General features: G+C 67.1%; 20 protein-coding genes. 9 read left to right on the top strand and 11 right to left on the bottom strand.

Features of this window, described 5'->3' with window-relative positions:
• Window positions 1–106: 106 nt before the first annotated feature.
• Window positions 107–691 (top strand): dihydrofolate reductase family protein, encoded by a 585-nt coding sequence (locus NRF20_RS22915; RefSeq protein WP_398628408.1) that lies wholly within the window; start codon window positions 107–109, stop codon window positions 689–691.
• Between the two features lie 87 nt (window positions 692–778).
• Entirely contained in the window at window positions 779–2,161 is a 1,383-nt protein-coding gene (locus NRF20_RS22910) for a serine hydrolase domain-containing protein (RefSeq protein WP_398628409.1), read from the top strand.
• A gap of 35 nt (window positions 2,162–2,196) precedes the next feature.
• Here the strand turns inward: NRF20_RS22910 and NRF20_RS22905 are convergent, their stop codons facing one another.
• From NRF20_RS22905 to NRF20_RS22890, 4 genes are all read right to left on the bottom strand, one after another.
• A complete protein-coding gene (locus NRF20_RS22905) occupies window positions 2,197–2,505 on the bottom strand; it encodes a DNA glycosylase AlkZ-like family protein (RefSeq protein ID WP_413754593.1) in 309 nt (102 codons plus the stop codon).
• A complete protein-coding gene (locus NRF20_RS22900; protein WP_398628410.1) occupies window positions 2,444–2,887 on the bottom strand; it encodes a DNA glycosylase AlkZ-like family protein in 444 nt (147 codons plus the stop codon). The genes NRF20_RS22905 and NRF20_RS22900 overlap by 62 nt, the downstream gene beginning before the upstream one ends.
• 96 nt (window positions 2,888–2,983) lie before the next feature.
• Window positions 2,984–3,436 (bottom strand): GNAT family N-acetyltransferase, encoded by a 453-nt coding sequence (locus NRF20_RS22895; protein ID WP_398628411.1) that lies wholly within the window; start codon window positions 3,434–3,436, stop codon window positions 2,984–2,986.
• An 83-nt stretch (window positions 3,437–3,519) separates the two neighbouring features.
• The gene (locus NRF20_RS22890; protein WP_398628412.1) at window positions 3,520–3,987 is read right to left on the bottom strand and encodes a MarR family winged helix-turn-helix transcriptional regulator; all 468 of its coding nucleotides are present in this window, start codon (window positions 3,985–3,987) and stop codon (window positions 3,520–3,522) included.
• A gap of 140 nt (window positions 3,988–4,127) precedes the next feature.
• Between NRF20_RS22890 and NRF20_RS22885 the strand changes: the two genes are divergently transcribed.
• Window positions 4,128–5,342, top strand: coding sequence for an MFS transporter (locus tag NRF20_RS22885; protein ID WP_398628413.1), 1,215 nt, complete (start codon window positions 4,128–4,130; stop codon window positions 5,340–5,342).
• Window positions 5,343–5,400: 58 nt separating this feature from the next.
• Window positions 5,401–5,826, top strand: coding sequence for a heme-binding protein (locus tag NRF20_RS22880; RefSeq protein WP_398628414.1), 426 nt, complete (start codon window positions 5,401–5,403; stop codon window positions 5,824–5,826).
• Window positions 5,827–5,868: 42 nt separating this feature from the next.
• Here NRF20_RS22880 and NRF20_RS22875 read toward each other — a convergent pair whose 3' ends face one another.
• A complete protein-coding gene (locus tag NRF20_RS22875) occupies window positions 5,869–6,738 on the bottom strand; it encodes a GNAT family N-acetyltransferase (RefSeq protein ID WP_413753199.1) in 870 nt (289 codons plus the stop codon).
• A gap of 5 nt (window positions 6,739–6,743) precedes the next feature.
• Entirely contained in the window at window positions 6,744–7,271 is a 528-nt protein-coding gene (locus NRF20_RS22870; RefSeq protein ID WP_398628416.1) for a DUF2269 domain-containing protein, read from the bottom strand.
• A gap of 213 nt (window positions 7,272–7,484) precedes the next feature.
• On the opposite strand from NRF20_RS22870, the gene NRF20_RS22865 reads away from it, so the two are divergent.
• On the top strand, window positions 7,485–8,879 hold the full coding sequence (locus NRF20_RS22865; RefSeq protein WP_413753198.1) for a globin domain-containing protein: 1,395 nt from the start codon (window positions 7,485–7,487) through the stop codon (window positions 8,877–8,879).
• Window positions 8,880–8,953: 74 nt separating this feature from the next.
• On the opposite strand, the gene NRF20_RS22860 is transcribed toward NRF20_RS22865, so the two are convergent.
• The 4 genes from NRF20_RS22860 to NRF20_RS22845 form a co-directional block, all read right to left on the bottom strand.
• Window positions 8,954–9,433 carry an NUDIX domain-containing protein gene (locus tag NRF20_RS22860; protein WP_266359763.1) on the bottom strand — a complete coding sequence of 160 codons (480 nt, stop codon included), beginning with the start codon at window positions 9,431–9,433 and terminating at the stop codon, window positions 8,954–8,956.
• A 63-nt stretch (window positions 9,434–9,496) separates the two neighbouring features.
• Window positions 9,497–10,393 carry a LysR family transcriptional regulator gene (locus NRF20_RS22855; protein WP_398628418.1) on the bottom strand — a complete coding sequence of 299 codons (897 nt, stop codon included), beginning with the start codon at window positions 10,391–10,393 and terminating at the stop codon, window positions 9,497–9,499.
• Window positions 10,394–10,585: 192 nt separating this feature from the next.
• Window positions 10,586–11,716, bottom strand: coding sequence for a cystathionine gamma-lyase (locus tag NRF20_RS22850; RefSeq protein ID WP_398628419.1), 1,131 nt, complete (start codon window positions 11,714–11,716; stop codon window positions 10,586–10,588).
• A gap of 67 nt (window positions 11,717–11,783) precedes the next feature.
• Window positions 11,784–12,161, bottom strand: coding sequence for a phage holin family protein (locus tag NRF20_RS22845; RefSeq protein ID WP_114245559.1), 378 nt, complete (start codon window positions 12,159–12,161; stop codon window positions 11,784–11,786).
• 68 nt (window positions 12,162–12,229) lie between these two features.
• Between NRF20_RS22845 and NRF20_RS22840 the strand changes: the two genes are divergently transcribed.
• From NRF20_RS22840 to NRF20_RS22825, 4 genes are all read left to right on the top strand, one after another.
• Window positions 12,230–12,547, top strand: a complete 318-nt coding sequence (locus NRF20_RS22840; protein WP_114245560.1) for a cupin domain-containing protein — start codon at window positions 12,230–12,232, stop codon at window positions 12,545–12,547.
• A 156-nt stretch (window positions 12,548–12,703) separates the two neighbouring features.
• Window positions 12,704–12,916 carry a DUF5326 family protein gene (locus NRF20_RS22835; protein WP_114249160.1) on the top strand — a complete coding sequence of 71 codons (213 nt, stop codon included), beginning with the start codon at window positions 12,704–12,706 and terminating at the stop codon, window positions 12,914–12,916.
• Window positions 12,917–13,159: 243 nt separating this feature from the next.
• A complete protein-coding gene (locus NRF20_RS22830) occupies window positions 13,160–13,930 on the top strand; it encodes an IclR family transcriptional regulator (RefSeq protein ID WP_398628420.1) in 771 nt (256 codons plus the stop codon).
• Window positions 13,931–14,031: 101 nt separating this feature from the next.
• Window positions 14,032–14,469, top strand: coding sequence for an SsgA family sporulation/cell division regulator (locus NRF20_RS22825; RefSeq protein ID WP_114245561.1), 438 nt, complete (start codon window positions 14,032–14,034; stop codon window positions 14,467–14,469).
• An 80-nt stretch (window positions 14,470–14,549) separates the two neighbouring features.
• Here the strand turns inward: NRF20_RS22825 and NRF20_RS22820 are convergent, their stop codons facing one another.
• A complete protein-coding gene (locus NRF20_RS22820; protein ID WP_398628421.1) occupies window positions 14,550–15,860 on the bottom strand; it encodes a YibE/F family protein in 1,311 nt (436 codons plus the stop codon).
• Window positions 15,861–15,928: the final 68 nt, after the last annotated feature.

Raw genomic sequence — 15,928 nt, 5'->3', positions numbered from 1 at the left:
ATCTTCTTCGGCTCTTTCGCGGAAAGGGATTGCATAACCACTACACATGAAGCACTCTAGTTGAAGTGGTTGTGGCTCGGATACGCCGCAACGGAACGGGGATCCTGTGCGCAAGCTGACCTACTTCATCGCCTGCTCCATCGACGGTTTCATCGGAGACCCGAGCGGTGACGCGTCGTCCATGCATCAGTTCGTGAACGAGGAGTTCCTTGAGTTCCTGAAAACGCAGTACCCGGAGACGATTTCGACCGAGGGCCGCAAGCTGCTCGGCTTTCACGGCGTCGAGAACCAGCAGTTCGACACCGTGATCCAGGGGCGGGCCAGCTATCAACTGGCGCTGGACGTCAACATCACCAGTCCGTACGCCCAGCTGCGCGAGATCGTCGCTTCGCGGACCCTCAAGGAGTCGCCCGACCCGAATGTCGAGCTCGTCTCCGACGACGTGGTCGCAAGGGTCCGGGAACTCAAGGCGGAGGACAGCGAGCTCGGGATCTGGCTCTGCGGTGGCTCCCAGCTCGCCGGAGAGCTGATCGACGAGATCGACGAGCTGGTGATCAAGACGTATCCGCTGGTCTACGGATCGGGCATGCCGATGTTCGGATCGGATTTCGCGCCCACCGTGTTCGCGCTGGACTCGGTTCGTGTCTTCGACAACGGCGTCCTGGTCAGAGCCTATAGCCGGACATGCTGACCGGCCGCTGCTGGCGATGGCGGGATGCGGTCCAGATGCTGTGAAATGCGCTCGCCACAGCTCGGGTTCGGCGGGTAGTTGTTGAGCATGACCTCCGCATCTGAACAGTTGCTCCCCGGTACGCAGCGCGCTCTGCTGCACCGCATCGCCACCGCACAGTCGGAAGGCCGGGCACCCTCGCTCGTCGCCGCAGTGCAGAGACAGGGACAGATCGTCTGGAGCGGCTCCCGCAGCTGCGTGGACGGCCATGACCCTGACGCAGGCACCCAGTTCAGGATCGGCTCAATCACCAAAACCTTCACGGCAGTGCTGGTCCTGCGGCTGCGCGACGAGGGACTTCTGGATCTGGACGACCCGCTGGAAAAGCATCTGCCCGGCATGGGCGTCGGTGGAGTCACTGTCCACCAACTCCTGGGCCACAGCGCGGGACTGGGAGCCGAGGCGCCCGCACCCTGGTGGGAGAGGACGCCGGGAACGCTGCGGCCCGAACTTGCCGATGTACTGGGTGAGCAGACGCAGTTGCACACTCCGGGCCGCCGGCACCACTACTCGAACCCTGGCTACACACTGCTGGGCGCGCTGGTCGAGAAGGTACGCGGGGCGAGCTGGGCCGAGGTGCTTCGGTGCGAGATCCTGGAACCGCTGGGCATGCACCGCACGAGCCCCCAGCCGCAGACGCCGCACGCAGGCGGCTGGGCCGTGCATCCCTGGGCGGATGTCATGCTGCCCGAGCCGACCGAGGATCTCGGACTGATGGCCCCGGCCGGCCAGCTCTGGTCCACCGCCAGCGACCTTCTCCGCTTCGCGGCCTTTCTCGCAGAGGGGGACGACCGGGTGCTCTGTGCCGCCTCCGTGAAACAGATGCGCGAACCGTCCGCGCCGACCGAGTCCGGTGACTGGGAGTCCCATTACGGCCTGGGTCTCCAGCTCGTACGGAGGGACGGCCGCACGCTCTTCGGGCACACAGGCTCGCTGCCCGGCTTCCTGGCCGCCCTGTGGGTCAGCGTCGAGGACGATGTGGCGGCCGTCGTTCTCACCAACACCACGTCGGGGCTGATGGTCGGCGGTGTTGCCGCCGACCTCGTAAAGATCGTCGCCGAGGCCGAGCCCCGCATTCCGGAGCCCTGGCGCCCGCTGCCCGAGGCGGACGCGGCACTGCTCGCGCTGACCGGTCCCTGGTACTGGGGCACAAACACGAACATCCTGCGACTGACTCCGGACGGTGGGCTGGACCTTCAGCCCCTGCGCGGCAATGGCCGCAGCGCCCGATTCATCGCACAGCCCGACGGCACCTGGGTCGGTCTCAACGGCTATTACGCGGGGGAGACGCTGCGTATCGTCCGGAACGGCGACGGCAGCGTGAACCATCTCGACCTGGGTTCCTTCGTCTTCACACGGGAGCCGTACGACGCCACGGCGGCCGTTCCCGGCGGTGTGGACGAGGGCGGGTGGCGAGGCCTCGGGGGCTGAGCACGTTTCACGTGAAACGGGAGGGGGCGGCCGACTCAGGCCGTCAACTCCCGTTCCAGTGGGGTACGGAAGCGTGGAGTGATCCGTGCTTGGCCCACCCATTGCGACAGCCGGGATGCTTCCGCCTCGACCACGGTGGTGGCATCCCTGCCGATGTCGGACAGCCGCCGCCAGACCGGCTCACCATCGGCTCGCTGTGCCCAGCCGCCCACGATCTCGCCGTTCCGCCACACTGTCGGGCCGATATTGCCGGACCGGTCGAAGAGCGCCTTCCGATGCTCGTCAGGGAGGTGGAATCTGCGATCGGCCCAGCCCATCGCGCTGGGGTCGAGTGCCGGAAGCAGTGCGGCCCAGGGTTCCAGGGCCGGTTCCGGCTCCAGGTCCTCCGGCAGGACAGCGGATGCGGCCTCCGGCTGCCAGGATCCGGATGACACGGGAGGCTACGCCCTGCACTCCCTCGTACTTCTTGCCGGGAAAGACTGTGATCTTGGTACGCAGGTCAGCCACGGCGGCGAAGAGCTCGCCGCCGGTGGCAGGACCGCGGGCCGCCAGGGCGGCAAGGGTCTTCCGTCCGGTGTCGGCGAGCCAGCGCTCGTCCAGTCCATTGCCGTCGTCCGCCAGATGACTGAGGAAGGTGCGGCGTTCCTTGACGGCCACGGCCCGGGCGTTGGACGCGTCGACGTACGGGGCGAGTTCCTGCGATACGACGAAGAGGGTGTTGCGCATGGAGAGTTGCCGGACCAGAGTCGCCGCCCGAGCCTGATCCTGCGCTGTTCGTCACTGATGCGGTGCACGGACAACCCCTCGGACTCCGGACTGCGATCAGAGCGCGAGCTTGAAGCCCACGTGGCTGGCGGTGAAACCCAGCCGCTCGTAGAAACGATGAGCATCGGTCCGGCTTGCATCGGACGTCAACTGGACCAACTGGCATTCCTGGCGCCGGGATTCGTCCACGGCCCATTCGATCAGCTGGGTGCCGAGGCCGCTGCCGCGCTCGTCGGCGTGGATACGGACGCCTTCGATGACCGAGCGGGTCGAGCCGCGCCGGGAGAGTCCAGGGATCACCGTCAGCTGCAGGGTTCCGACGACGCGGCCCTCGCGCACGGCGACGACCACGTGCTGGTTCGGGTCGTCGGCCAGCCGCCGGAATGCGGCGCGGTAAGGGGTGAGGTCGTCCGGCGACTCACGCTGTGCACCCAGCGGATCGTCGGCGAGCATGGCCACGATCGCGGGGATGTCGGCGAGTGCCGCGGGGCGTATTTCCAGATCGCTCATGATCGGCAGAGTACGCAGATCACGTGGACGGCGCGGGGAATCACCCGGCCTGCTCGGGGAACTCTCAGCGGCTGCGCAGCGGCTCACGCGACCTGTGCGGGGGCCTTCAGATCTTCGACCGCCCTGACGAGTGGGGCCAGCTCGGGATTCTTGGCGGCTTCGTCGAGTGCGGCGCGCAGCGCGGTGTCATTGGTCGGCCGGGCTTCGGCGAGCAGGGTGAGGCCGGCCTCGGTGACATCGGTGTAGATGCCGCGGCGATCGGTGTCGCAGAGATACCGGGTCAGCAGTCCGCGGTCCTCGAGGCGTGTGACCAGGCGGGTGGTGGCGCTCTGGCTGAGCACGACGGCGTCCGCGACCTGCTTCATCTGGAGATGGCCGCCGGGGCCGTTGTGCTGCCTGCTCAGGACGTCGAGCAGGGAGTACTCCCGCACGCTGAGACCGTGCCCGGCCTGCAGCGCCCGCTCGATACGGGCCTCGATCTTCCCGTGAAGCAAGGAGAGGGCGCACCAGCCCTGGGAGAGGGCGGTCAGTGCGGGGTCTGTAGCTGTCATGGGTCTCTCCTCCGTCTCGGAGCTGCTTGCGTCCAGGATAGGCGACGTCCGCAATAGCCCGCGTTTGCAATTAGTCGGCGCCTGCAATTATTGTGGACGCTCGTAAGGCGCAGATGCAATCTTCAGGGAAGGTGAAGCCCATGCCGCTCGCGCTCCTCGCCCTCGCCATTGGGGCTTTCGGTATCGGAACCACCGAGTTCGTGATCATGGGGTTGCTCCCCGAGGTTGCTGCGGACTTCCAGGTCTCGATCCCGACCGCAGGATTCCTCGTCACGGGATACGCCCTCGGTGTCGTCCTCGGCGCACCGCTGATGACGGTCCTCGGCACCCTCGTCACCCGTAAACGCATGCTCATGCTGCTGATGGGGCTGTTCGTCGTGGGCAACGTGGTCTCGGCCGTCGCCCCGGTCTTCGGCGTGATGGTCGTCGGCCGCGTGATCGCCTCGCTCGCCCATGGCGCCTTCTTCGGCATCGGATCGGTCGTGGCGGCCGATCTGGTTGCCCCGCAGAAGAAGGCCGGCGCGATCGCCATGATGTTCACGGGCCTCACCGTCGCCAATGTCGTCGGCGTGCCGCTGGGCACCTACATCGGACAGAGCGTCGGCTGGCGGACCACATTCTTCGTCGTCGCCGCGCTCGGTGTCATCGGCCTTCTCGGTGTGGCCAGGCTCGTCCCCGAACAGCCCCGCCCCGAGGGCGTACGGCTCCGTCACGAGCTGGCAGCGTTCCGCAACGTGCAGGTCCTGCTCGCCATGGCGATGACCGTGCTCGGCTTCGGCGGAGTCTTCGCCGCGATCACCTACATCACCCCGATGATGACCGAGATCGCCGGATACTCCGCGTCCTCCGTCACCTGGCTCCTGGTGCTCTTCGGTCTGGGCATGGTGGGCGGCAATCTGCTCGGCGGCAAGTTCGCCGACCGTCATCTGATGCCGATGCTGTACGTCTCGCTCGGTGCCCTCGCCGTGGTTCTGGCCCTGTTCACCCTGACCGCACACAACAAGATCGCAGCGGCCGTCACCATCGTGCTGATCGGGGGCCTGGGCTTCGCCACAGTGCCGCCGCTGCAGAAGCGGGTGCTCGACCAGGCAGCGGGTGCTCCGACCCTCGCCTCCGCCGTCAACATCGGTGCCTTCAACCTCGGCAACGCGCTGTCGGCATGGCTCGGTGGCCTCGTCATCGCAGCCGGCCTCGGCTACACGGCACCCAACTGGGTCGGCGCCGCTCTGGCCGCCTCCGCCCTGGTCCTCGCGGTCGTCTCCAGCGTTCTGGAACGCCGCGGCGCGGTCTCCCCGGGCCGACTCGTCGCCCAGCACAGCCCTGAACCGCTCGCGGCCCCCGCGCCCCAGCGCTGACTCTCCTCACACCACTCCCCTCACACGCAGCACCACATCGCACCAAGGAGACACCCCCATGAGCACCACCACTGTTGCCGTCGCTCCGCTGACCACCCCGGACGCCGAAGCGCTCATCGAAGCGGCCCGCAGCGCCGCGGAAGCCGCCGGTGTCCCCGTTGCCGTCACGATCCTCGACGCGGGCGGCCATCTGCTGGCCTTCCGGCGGGACGACCGGGCCGTCCTCATCGCGGGTGAGACCAGCACCCGCAAGGCATACACGGCCCTTCAGCTCAACGCCCCCACCGCCGACCTTGTCGACGCGGTCCAGCCGGGCGGGCTCTTCCACACCCTGCCGACCGCCCTCGACCGGCCGCTGCTCTTCATCGCCGGTGGTGTCCCGGTCCACCGCGACGGCCGGCTCATCGGCTCCATCGGCGTTGGCGGAGGTGCTCCCGACCAGGACCACGGCTTCGCGACAGCTGCCGTGAAGGCTCTCGCCTGACGCTCGCGCCGCCCACGCTCGGTGAGTCCAAAGCCGCGTGGGTCAGCCCGTCGCTACGGTCAGTGGAGCGTAGCGACGGGTCCAGTCGCCCGGCAGGTCCGAGGTTCCATACGTCATCACCGTGGTTTTGGAGCTTCTCTGCAGACCGCACTCCTTGAACCAGTCGAGCAGCTCCGCATGGCGCGCGTCGATGTCCGCGCGCAACGGTAGATCCGTCGCCTCTGCGAGCGACGTGACGAGTGCCTGAGCGGTTTCGGTGTCGGGCGCGATGAGCGGGCCGACCACATGCGTATGAGCGCTCGGCCAGGTCGCTGCGTAACCGACGAGCTTTCCGTCGTCTTCCGCGACCCGGATGTGGTCGGCATACGCGGGCAGCCGGGCGAGGACATGCGTCCGGTCGGAGCCGAAGACGTCCGTGTCCAGCCGGACCATGGCTTGCAGGTCCTCCGCTGTGGCCGGGCGGACGGTCACAGCGGACGCTCTGTCGCTGGTCGGCCGGAAGAACCCGGTGACCCGCTCGACGCGGCCCACAACCGTGAAGCCGAGCTGTTCGTAGAGCGGTTGTCCCGCGGATGTGGCATACAGGCTGAGGGGGATGCCTGCGGCTTCGTCGATCACATGGCGCATCAGGCGGCGGGCGACTCCCTGCCGCGCATATCGTTCGGCGACGAGCAGCATGCCGATGGCAGCCAGTCGTGGGCCGTAGGAGGTCACCACACAAGCGGCCACCAGGCCTTTGCCCCCGGGATCGTCCATGCCATAGCCGGTTCCTGCGGCGAGGAGCAGACCCCATCTGTGCTCATCGCGTGGCCATCCGCGGTCCTTGCAGAGATCGGCGCAGGCGACCAGGTCACCCAGGGTGAGACGCCGGACAGGCAATTCGACGAGCGAGCGGGGCAGAGGGGTGAGCATGAAGGTCAGGCTGTCCGATGCGTTGATCGCTCGTCCACTCCTTTACCGGCTCCGGCCAGGCGGCGCAGCCGTCGGCCGCGCCGGGTCAATCCCCAGGGCTTCAGCACTGATACCGCGGTGATGAACAGATACGTTGCCGTCGCCACCGACGGAGCGACCACCAGGTCGATATCGACAGCGCCACGCGTCGCCGCCTCGTTGATGCCGGGGCGCAACGAGAAGATCGACAGTGTCGCAGTGATCAGGGTGAGCCAGAACTTCGTCCAGACCCACCGGTGCCTGGCCAGTCCCCAAGGCGTACCGAGAGCCAGGACGAGGCCGCTGAGCAGGGAGAGCAGGGCGACCGGGACGACCAGCCAGTCTCCGAAGATCTTCATGGCGCGGGTGGCGGACTGCGCGGTGGTGGGGTCGCCGGTGAGGAATGCCGTGATTCCGAGCGTCAGCAGTCCGACGGTCAGTCCCAGCCAGCTCACGGATACCGCGACATGCGCGACGAGAAGGCTGCGGCGAGCGGAGCGTTTGAGTGGTTTCACGTGAAACACGGTGCCGGGAATGAGGTAATCGGGCGTCTGACAGCGGGAGTAACCACGCGTACTCGCCTCGGCGTACAGTGCTCACCCTTCTGCGGCCTTGCCGGTGAGGCGAGTTGGTGCGCCCACCTCTGCGGTCTTCTCGGCTGGGTCGGTTGGTGCAAAGTGCCCCGCTGATGCTGATATGAGCGACTGTTGTGGATTCACGGCTCGGTCATGAGGCGAAGGAGCGTAACGGGAAAACCGGTTCGGATACCCGGACTTCCCGCTATTTGTCCGGTCTGCGTTCGTAGCAAGGCATGCTGGGGTGAGGGACACGGGCAGGAGCCCGTCGGCGACTGCAAGCAGGACTCGGCTACGCCCGCAGACAAGGGCCGCGGGCCGTGTGCGGGTGAGCAAGGCGACCAGAAGACGTTCGAGGCGAGGCACAGTATGGATGCTCCGGCCACCGGGTGGACCGAAGACGGAACGGACAGGTCTCCCGACGCGACCCTGATCCACCGCACCCTGACCGAGATCTCGCCCGTCGCGGATCAGGCAACCTCGTACTTCTACGCCCTGCTCTTCATTCGGCACCCCGATCTGCGCGCCCTTTTTCCGGTCGCGATGGATGTCCAGCGCGACCGTCTTCTTCGCGCGATCCTCACCGCGGCGGACCGGCTGGACGACCCCGATGCGCTGGCCGAGTATCTCGGCGAACTGGGCCGGGGGCACCGCAAGTACGGCACACTGCCTGCGCACTATCCCGCTGTGGGTGAGGCGCTCCTTGGCGCGCTGAGCCGCTACGCGACCACCACTTGGGACGCGGAGACCGAGGCGGCGTGGGTCCGTGCCTACACCGCGATATCGCAGATCATGATCGATGCGGCCGCCGAGGATGAGCAGCGGGCTCCCGCCCGGTGGCACGCCGAGGTTGTCTCCCACGACCTCAGAACCCGCGATATAGCGATCCTCACGGTCCGTCCCGACCAGGCCTACCCCTTCCTCGCAGGCCAGTACGCGGCGATGGAGACCCCGTGGTGGCCCCGGAACTGGCGCCACTATTCCTTCGCCTCGGCGCCCCGCCCGGACGGTCTGCTCACCTTCCACATCAAGGCGGTACCGGCCGGCTGGGTCTCCAACGCCCTGGTGCACCGGGCCCGGCCCGGCGACATCCTGCGCCTCGGCCCGCCCAAGGGCTCGATGACGGTCGACCACTCCACCCACACCGGTCTGCTCTGCCTGGGTGGCGGCACGGGGATCGGGCCCATCAAGGCGCTCGTCGAGGACGTTGCGGAGCATGGCGACCGGCGTCCCGTGGAGGTCTTCTACGGGGCACGCAGCGGTCACGACCTGTACGACATCGACACGATGATGCGGCTCCAGAAGACCTATCCCTGGCTCGAGGTGCGGCCGGTGGTCTCCACCGGCCCGGGAACGGAGGGCGGTCTGAAGGGGCTGTTGCCCGAGGCCGTGCGCCAGTGCGGCCCGTGGCACGAGTACGACGCCTATCTCTCGGGCCCGCCCGGCATGATCCGCAGCAGCGTGGATGTGCTCAGGGGCATCGGCATGCCGGCCGAGCGCATCCGGCACGACTGCGTCGAGGAACTGGCGACCGCCGGCCCCGACTGAACCCGGGAGCGGCAGCCGTCAGCGCTGTCCCAGGAAGAGGTGGCTGTCAGCCCCGATCCGGAAGCGGCGGCCGGTCAGCCCAGGTCGGGCGCGTGCATCGCCCGTACGCCCTCGATATTGCCGTCCAGGTAGTGCCGCAGCGACAGCGGTACGAGATGAACGGCAGCGATCCCCATCCGGCTGAACGGCACCCGTACGACGTCGTACTCCCCGCAAGGATCCTCGATCTCGGGGCCGTGGCGCCGGGACAGGTCCATCGACTCCAGCCGGCAGACGAAGAAGTGCTGCACTTTGACGCCCTTCACTCCGCCGCCCTCGATGTGCTCCACGGTGTCGACGAAACAGGGAACCACATCGGTGATCTTGGCGCCGAGCTCCTCGTCCACCTCACGGTGCAGGGCGTCGACGACGGTTGCGTCCTCGGGTTCGACCCCGCCACCCGGCGTGAGCCAGTACGGATCCACCCCGGGCTTGGTGCGCTTGATGAGGATGAGGTCGTTGCCGTCGAGCAGGATGGCGCGTGCGGTGCGCTTGACCACAGGACGTTCGGTCATGGCAAGAGAGTGGCCCACGGAACCGGTTCTGAAACACCTGACCCGCGCCGGACCGTCCTGCGCTCACCAGCCGGCGGCAGCGCGCAGCAGCCACTCGTGCGCCCGCGCGATGTGCGGCAGCGCGGCCGTACCGGTCCGCACGGCCACGAAATACGTGCGCAGCGGAGGCACGGGAGGGTCGAGGAGCGCCACCACCTCGCCCCGTTCCAGCGCCCCCTCGCACAGATAGCGCGGCAGCACGGCGAGTCCGGCGCCCGCTGCCGTGCACTCCAGGACCGCCCGGAGATCCGGCGCGATGACGGCTCCCGTAGCGGCGGGCCGGCTGTCGAAGACGGCGGCCCAGTAGCGGGAGACGAGCGGCAGGCTCTCGTGCACCTCCACGACTGGCAACTGGTCCAGCACCGCAGGCCCCTTGTGCCGCAAGGTTCCGGGCCCCAGGCGCCCGGCCCAGCGCGGCGCGGCGATCAGCACATGTTCTTCGTCGCAGAGCGGAGTCGCGGTGAGTAGCCCACCGCGCGGACGGGCCGTCGTAATGGCCAGATCATGATGTCCGGCGGCCAGTCCCTCCAGCGTCTCCTCGGCGCTGGTGAAGAACGAACTGCGCAGAGCCAGGCCCTGGGCGATGAGAGGGGTGAGCGCCGGCAGGGCACGCATCGAGGTGAACTCGGGTGGCCCGGCCAGATGCAGTGTCCGTACGCCCGACTCCTCATCGAGCTCGGTCTCGGCGATCTCGATCAGCGCGTCCAGATGGGGCGCCGCCCGGTGCGCGAGTTCGTCGCCGATGGTCGTCGGGGTCACGCCGCGGGCCCTGCGCAGGAAGAGCGGGCGGCCCAGCTGCCGCTCCAGGGTGCGGATCTGCGAGGTGACCGCGGGCTGAGAGAGGCCGAGCAGGGCAGCAGCCCTGGTGAAGGAACCGGACCGGTGCACCGTGACGAATGTGCGCAACAGGGCCAGGTCCATGTCCTGCCCCTCCCACCCTCGCGCCGCTTCGGACCCGTACAACTATAAATATGTCGATAGGTCGCTGTCGCTACCGTGATTGGACACTGACGGAGAGTCAATTAGCCTTGTTCAAGCGGTTCTTCATGTGTGGAACCGGGGCGGCCCGAGCCACGAGGGGGGAGGCTCGGACCGTCCGTACCACCGGTTGCATCAACTCTTGCCCAGCGCCGCGTCCAGTGCCCGTTCCACGTCGGCCACCAGGTCGTCCGGGCTCTCGGCGCCGACCGAGAATCGGATGAAACCGTCCGGCACGGCGTCACCACCCCAGCGTGCCCGCCGCTCGGCGGTGGAGCGCACGCCGCCGAAACTCGTCGCGTCGTCGACCAGCCGCAGCTCGGTCAGGAAGCGCTCGGCCTGCTCGCGGTCGGGCAGTACGAACGACACCACGGAGCCGAAGCGCCTCATCTGACGCGCGGCGTTCGGATACGAAGGATCGGTAGGCAGGCCGGGGTACCGCAGCCCGGTCACCTCCTGACGCTTGCCCAGTGCCTCGGCCAGCGTCAGGGCGGTGGCGCACTGCCGATCGATCCGCAGCTCCAGCGTGGCCAGCGAACGGTGCGCGAGCCAGGCCTCCATCGGTCCCGGAATCGCGCCGACGACCTTGCGCCAGCGCCGTACACCCGCTGCCAGCTCGGAATCGCGGCAGGTCACATGGCCGAGCAGGATGTCGCCGTGCCCGGTCATGCCCTTGGTGTCACTGGCCACAGAGAAGTCGGCCCCCAGTTCCAGCGGGCGCTGGCCGAGCGGTGTGGCGAGGGTGTTGTCGACAGCCACCAGCGTGCCGGCCGCGTGTGCGGCCTCGACGAGCCGGCGTACGTCGCAGACATCGAGCCCAGGATTGGACGGGGTCTCGATCCACAGCAGCTTGGCGCCTTGGAGGACCGCCAGCTGGGCATCGCCGCCGGTCGGCGCGGTCCGGACCTCGACGCCGTACGCCTCCAGTTGTTCACGCACCAGCGGCAGCGCCTGATATCCGTCATCCGGCAGCACGACCACATCGCCGGTACGCGCCTGGGACAGCAGTACGGCCGAGACCGCCGCCATCCCGGAGGCGAAGACCGTGGTCTCGACCGGCTCTCCCGGCGCCTCCAGCTCGCCGATGGCGCGTTCCAGATGCGTCCAGGTCGGATTGGTGTCCCGGCCGTAGGTGTACGGACCGGTCGGTTCACCGGAGAGATGGAAGTGCGCGGCGAAGACCGGTCCGGGCAGGGTGGGCTCGAACTGCTCCGGTTCGGGCAGCCCGGCCCGTACCGCCCGGGTTCCGTCACCCATGGTGCTCATACCGCTTCCTCACTTATCCCCCCGGTGTGACACCGGTCCGACCTGCACTGTTTCAGTAGATGTCGGGTCAGTCCTCGTCGGGCAGGACTACGTTCAGCGCCCACGACACGATCGAGATGATCAGACCGCCGAGCACGGCGGTCCAGAAGCCGTCGACATGGAAGCTCAGGTTGAACTGACCGGCCAGCCAGGAGGTCAGCATCAGCATGAGCGCGTTGACGACCAAGGTGATAAGCCCCAGCGTGAGGATGAAGAGCGGCAGCGTGAGCAGCTTCACGATCGGCTTGACCACAAAGTTCACCAGGCCGAAGAGCAGGGCGACCACGATCAGCGTGAGCGCCTTGCGCCCGGTGCTGCCGCCGTTCAGCGTGATGTCCTGGAGCAGCCAGATGGCCACGGCCAGCGCACCTGCGTTGGCGATCGTCTTGACTACGAAATTCTTCATGTGTCTGATCGTGGCAGACATGATCGGTGGCGGACACCGGCAGGACAGAGGCAAGGGGCGGACGGGCCATGAAGGCATTCAGACTGGACGAACTGGAAGCGGAACGGGCTGCCAACGATGGTGCGTATCTGCAGTTCGTGAAGGAACGGAACATGTCCGTCGGCTTGTACGCACTGGATGCCGGCGAACTCGACCCGCAGCAGCCGCACAAGGAGGACGAGGTCTACTTCATCGTCAGCGGCCGCGCCTCGATCACAGTCGGCATGGAAACGACGCAGGTGGGCAGAGGGAGCGTGGTGTACGTACCTGCCGGTGTTGCCCACAAGTTCCACCACATCACCGAGGACCTGCGGGTCATGGTGGTTTTCTCCCCGCCGGAGAGCTGAGCCACTCCTGAGGAGCACCGGGCTCCGGTCTCAGGGATCCCTAAGGGGTCGATCAGGGGACTTCAAGGGCTGTGGAACCCCCGCCGGCCCCCTTTGCGCCTCTAGCATCGAGGTATCGAAACAGGAACTCACGGAGGCGAGGCAAGGACAATGGCCGTGCGGGAGATATTCGCGGGGATGCCCTGGTGGGTGAAGTGGATCGCGGTGCCGGTCATCGCGATCGTCGTGTTCGGCGGTCTGATCGCCAGCGTGGTCGGGTTCGTGATCGGTCTGCTCTTCAAGGTTCTGGTCTTCGTGATCCTGGTCGGCGGACTCGTCTTCGTCGTACGCAAGTTCATGTCGTCCTCTTCCTCGCGCGGCGACTGGTAGGACGGTCGGAAGCCGACCGGGGGATTAGCCCAGCTGAGCTAAGTGCAAGACGAAACGACGCCCTTTGCGTATGTGGCCGATATGGTGACAGTCCGCTGCCACCACCTGGGAATTTACTGTCCGTTACCACCCTGACCAGTGGTTTGTACGGCGTTCGGCCTCCGGACCCCAGTCATGCGGCGGCCTGTGGGGGCGGCCCCCACAGGTGGGCTGACCGCCCGTCACCATGCCTGGGGGTGACCGTTGACCACGGCATCGAGCACTGCTGTCCCGACGTTGATCGGTTCGGTCCAGCGAGCGCTGAGGCTGCTGGAAGCTGTGGGCGCCCATCGAGACGGGGCGCCCGCGAAACAGTTGGCCAGGGAAGCGGGCCTTCCCCTCCCCACCGCCTACCATCTGCTGCGCACCCTGACCCATGAGGGCTATCTGCGCCGGGAGAACGGCGTGTTCCTCTTCGGGACCGCCGCTGAGCGCCTGGTCGACGAGGGTTCGCTACAGAATCGTCGCAGCAGAATGACCGAGTCGCTGAGCCGCTGGTGCGACATCATCGGCGTACCGGTGTACTGCGCCGTCTACCGCGAGGGTGAGATCGAACTCATCGCGGTCGCCGACAACCCCGCCACACCCGCGGTGGACGAGTGGGCATCCTTCCGGGAGACCGGGCACGCTCATGCGATCGGTCAGTGTCTGCTGAGCCAGCTCGACGAGAAGGCCCGCGAGGACCATCTGGACCGGCACCCTGTGCGGCCGCTGACCCGCTACTCGGTGAGGGACCGCTCGGCGTTTCTTGAACGATTGCGGTCGTTGGAACGAATGGAACCTGTCATCGAACGACAGGAGTATGCCTTGGGGACTGTCTGCGCAGCCATCCCGATCACGGCCGGATTCACTGCCGCCGCGATGGCGATTTCAGTGCCCCTGGAGCAGGAAGATCGGTTGCTCCCCGCAGTCGAACAACTACGTGGCGAAGTGGCCAGTCTCTTGCGCTCGTTCGTGTTCTCTATCAGTATCTGAAAAATCACTCCTTGTGATCTGCTATCGCGTGCACCACGATGGCGTCAATAGGGCCATGGGGGATCATTCCTGGCCAGATTCATCTACTGCGGGGTTGGACGATGCGCGAGTCGGTTCAAGCTGAGGTCATGATGAGCTTCCTCGTCTCCGAGGAACTCTCTTTCCGGATCCCGGTGGAGCTCCGGTACGAAGTGTGCGATCCGTATGCGATCCGGATGACCTTCCATCTGCCCGGCGACGCCCCCGTCACCTGGGCATTCGGCCGTGAGCTGCTGCTCGACGGCCTCAACAGCCCCAGTGGCGACGGTGATGTGCATATCGGGCCCACGGAGCCCGAGGGGCTGTCCGATGTACATATCCGACTTCAGGTGGGTGCGGATCGCGCCCTCTTCAGGGCCGGTACGGCACCACTTGTGGCCTTCCTCGACCGGACGGACAAACTCGTGCCGCTCGGGCAGGAGTGCACGCTGGGTGACTTCGAGGGCAACCTGGAAGAGGCCCTGGGCCGGATCCTCGCCGAGGAACAGAACGCCGGCTGAGGAGGACGGCGCCGTCGGCCGGCCCGTCGGTCGAACGCAACACCTGCCGAATGGGTGAATCGCTCTCCGTAAGGAGGCGTTCAAGGCTTCGTCCTACGACGACGGCCCTTCCCGGTCCGTACGGGTGCCGAAGCTCCGGCTTCCGCGCCGACCCCTGTGCGGTCCGCGGAGACGACCAGCGCCGCGAGCACCGTCGTCACCGGCACTGAGGCGACCAGTCCGATCGAACCGACCAGCGTTCGTACGATCTCCTCCGCCACCAACTCGCTGTTGGTCACCGTCCCCACGCTGCTCTGGGCGATCGAGAACAGCAGCAGCAGCGGCAGTGCGGCGCCCGCGTAGGCGAGCACCAGCGTATTGACGACCGAGGCGATGTGATCGCGCCCGATCCTGATCCCCGCACGGTAGAGCCCCCGAGCACCCATCGTCGGGTTCGCCTGGTGCAGCTCCCAGACTGCCGATGTCTGGGTGACCGTCACATCGTCGAGCACCCCGAGCGAGCCGATGATGACACCGGCCAGCAGCAGACCGCTCATGTCGATGTGCGGGTACAGGCCGTGGATGAGGCCGGTGCTGTCGTCGGTGTTGCCGGTCAGGCTCGCCCAGCCGATGAAGAGCGATCCGAGCAGCCCGATCAGCAGCAATGAGATGAGTGTGCCGATCACCGCGACCGACGTGCGGGCGGTCAGGCCGTGGCACATGTAGAGCGCGATCAGCATGATCGCACTGGCCCCGACCACCGCGACGAGCAGTGGATTCGAGCCTTGGAGGATGGCCGGGAGGATGAACAGGGTCAGCACGGCGAACGACACGGCGAGCGCGACCAGTGCCATCACCCCACGCATCCTGCCCACCGCGATCACGACCAGGGCGAAGATCCCGGCCAGCAGCGTCATCGGGAACTTCCGGTTCACATCCGTCACCGAGTACTGCAGATCATGGGGCGCGTCGGGGGCGTACGCCACGACCACGCCCTGCCCTTCGTGCAACTGACGGGGTGCGTCCGGCTGGACGATCTCGACGAAGGTCCGGCCCTTGTCGTGACCGGTCGTCACCTCTACGGTGGCCTTCTCGCACAGCCCGGGCCCGTTCCCCGACGGTGGGGTGGTCGCGCCGCTGATGGGTGTCTGGGCGGCGTTCACGTCCTTGCAGTCCACCTTGTCGATATTCACCACCTTTCCCTGCTGGGTCTGCCGGTCGAAGCCGACACCGGTCCGCTCGTGCGGGGGCGCGCCGCCCGGCCAGAGCACCACCAGGCCGACTACGACCGCGGTGGCGAACGGGATCAGCACGGCCGCGATGACCTTGCGCAGATGTTTGGAGACGGGCGCGGCAGGGCCATGGCTGTGCGAGTGGCCGTGCGGTTCGGGGTCGGTATGGGGGGACGTCACCGGCCGATCATCGCAAGGAGAGAAGGGCCCTCTGTTCATTACGCCGGACAGGGCGCTAGCGTGGAGGA

The organism is Streptomyces sp. R-74717, assembly GCF_047305335.1.
Classification (GTDB): domain Bacteria; phylum Actinomycetota; class Actinomycetes; order Streptomycetales; family Streptomycetaceae; genus Streptomyces; species Streptomyces atratus.
This window is presented reverse-complemented; position numbering and strand designations above follow the sequence as displayed.

Excerpts from the sequence above, each read along its gene's own strand:
- NRF20_RS22910 (WP_398628409.1), top strand. The coding sequence starts at position 779 with ATGACCTCCGCATCTGAACAGTTGCTCCCCGGTACGCAGCGCGCTCTG.
- NRF20_RS22900 (WP_398628410.1), bottom strand. The coding sequence starts at position 2,887 with ATGCGCAACACCCTCTTCGTCGTATCGCAGGAACTCGCCCCGTACGTC.
- NRF20_RS22895 (WP_398628411.1), bottom strand. The coding sequence starts at position 3,436 with ATGAGCGATCTGGAAATACGCCCCGCGGCACTCGCCGACATCCCCGCG.
- NRF20_RS22890 (WP_398628412.1), bottom strand. The coding sequence starts at position 3,987 with ATGACAGCTACAGACCCCGCACTGACCGCCCTCTCCCAGGGCTGGTGC.
- NRF20_RS22885 (WP_398628413.1), top strand. The coding sequence starts at position 4,128 with ATGCCGCTCGCGCTCCTCGCCCTCGCCATTGGGGCTTTCGGTATCGGA.
- NRF20_RS22880 (WP_398628414.1), top strand. The coding sequence starts at position 5,401 with ATGAGCACCACCACTGTTGCCGTCGCTCCGCTGACCACCCCGGACGCC.
- NRF20_RS22875 (WP_413753199.1), bottom strand. The coding sequence starts at position 6,738 with ATGCTCACCCCTCTGCCCCGCTCGCTCGTCGAATTGCCTGTCCGGCGT.
- NRF20_RS22865 (WP_413753198.1), top strand. The coding sequence starts at position 7,485 with ATGAGGCGAAGGAGCGTAACGGGAAAACCGGTTCGGATACCCGGACTT.
- NRF20_RS22860 (WP_266359763.1), bottom strand. The coding sequence starts at position 9,433 with ATGACCGAACGTCCTGTGGTCAAGCGCACCGCACGCGCCATCCTGCTC.
- NRF20_RS22855 (WP_398628418.1), bottom strand. The coding sequence starts at position 10,393 with ATGGACCTGGCCCTGTTGCGCACATTCGTCACGGTGCACCGGTCCGGT.
- NRF20_RS22850 (WP_398628419.1), bottom strand. The coding sequence starts at position 11,716 with ATGAGCACCATGGGTGACGGAACCCGGGCGGTACGGGCCGGGCTGCCC.
- NRF20_RS22845 (WP_114245559.1), bottom strand. The coding sequence starts at position 12,161 with ATGAAGAATTTCGTAGTCAAGACGATCGCCAACGCAGGTGCGCTGGCC.
- NRF20_RS22840 (WP_114245560.1), top strand. The coding sequence starts at position 12,230 with ATGAAGGCATTCAGACTGGACGAACTGGAAGCGGAACGGGCTGCCAAC.
- NRF20_RS22825 (WP_114245561.1), top strand. The coding sequence starts at position 14,032 with ATGCGCGAGTCGGTTCAAGCTGAGGTCATGATGAGCTTCCTCGTCTCC.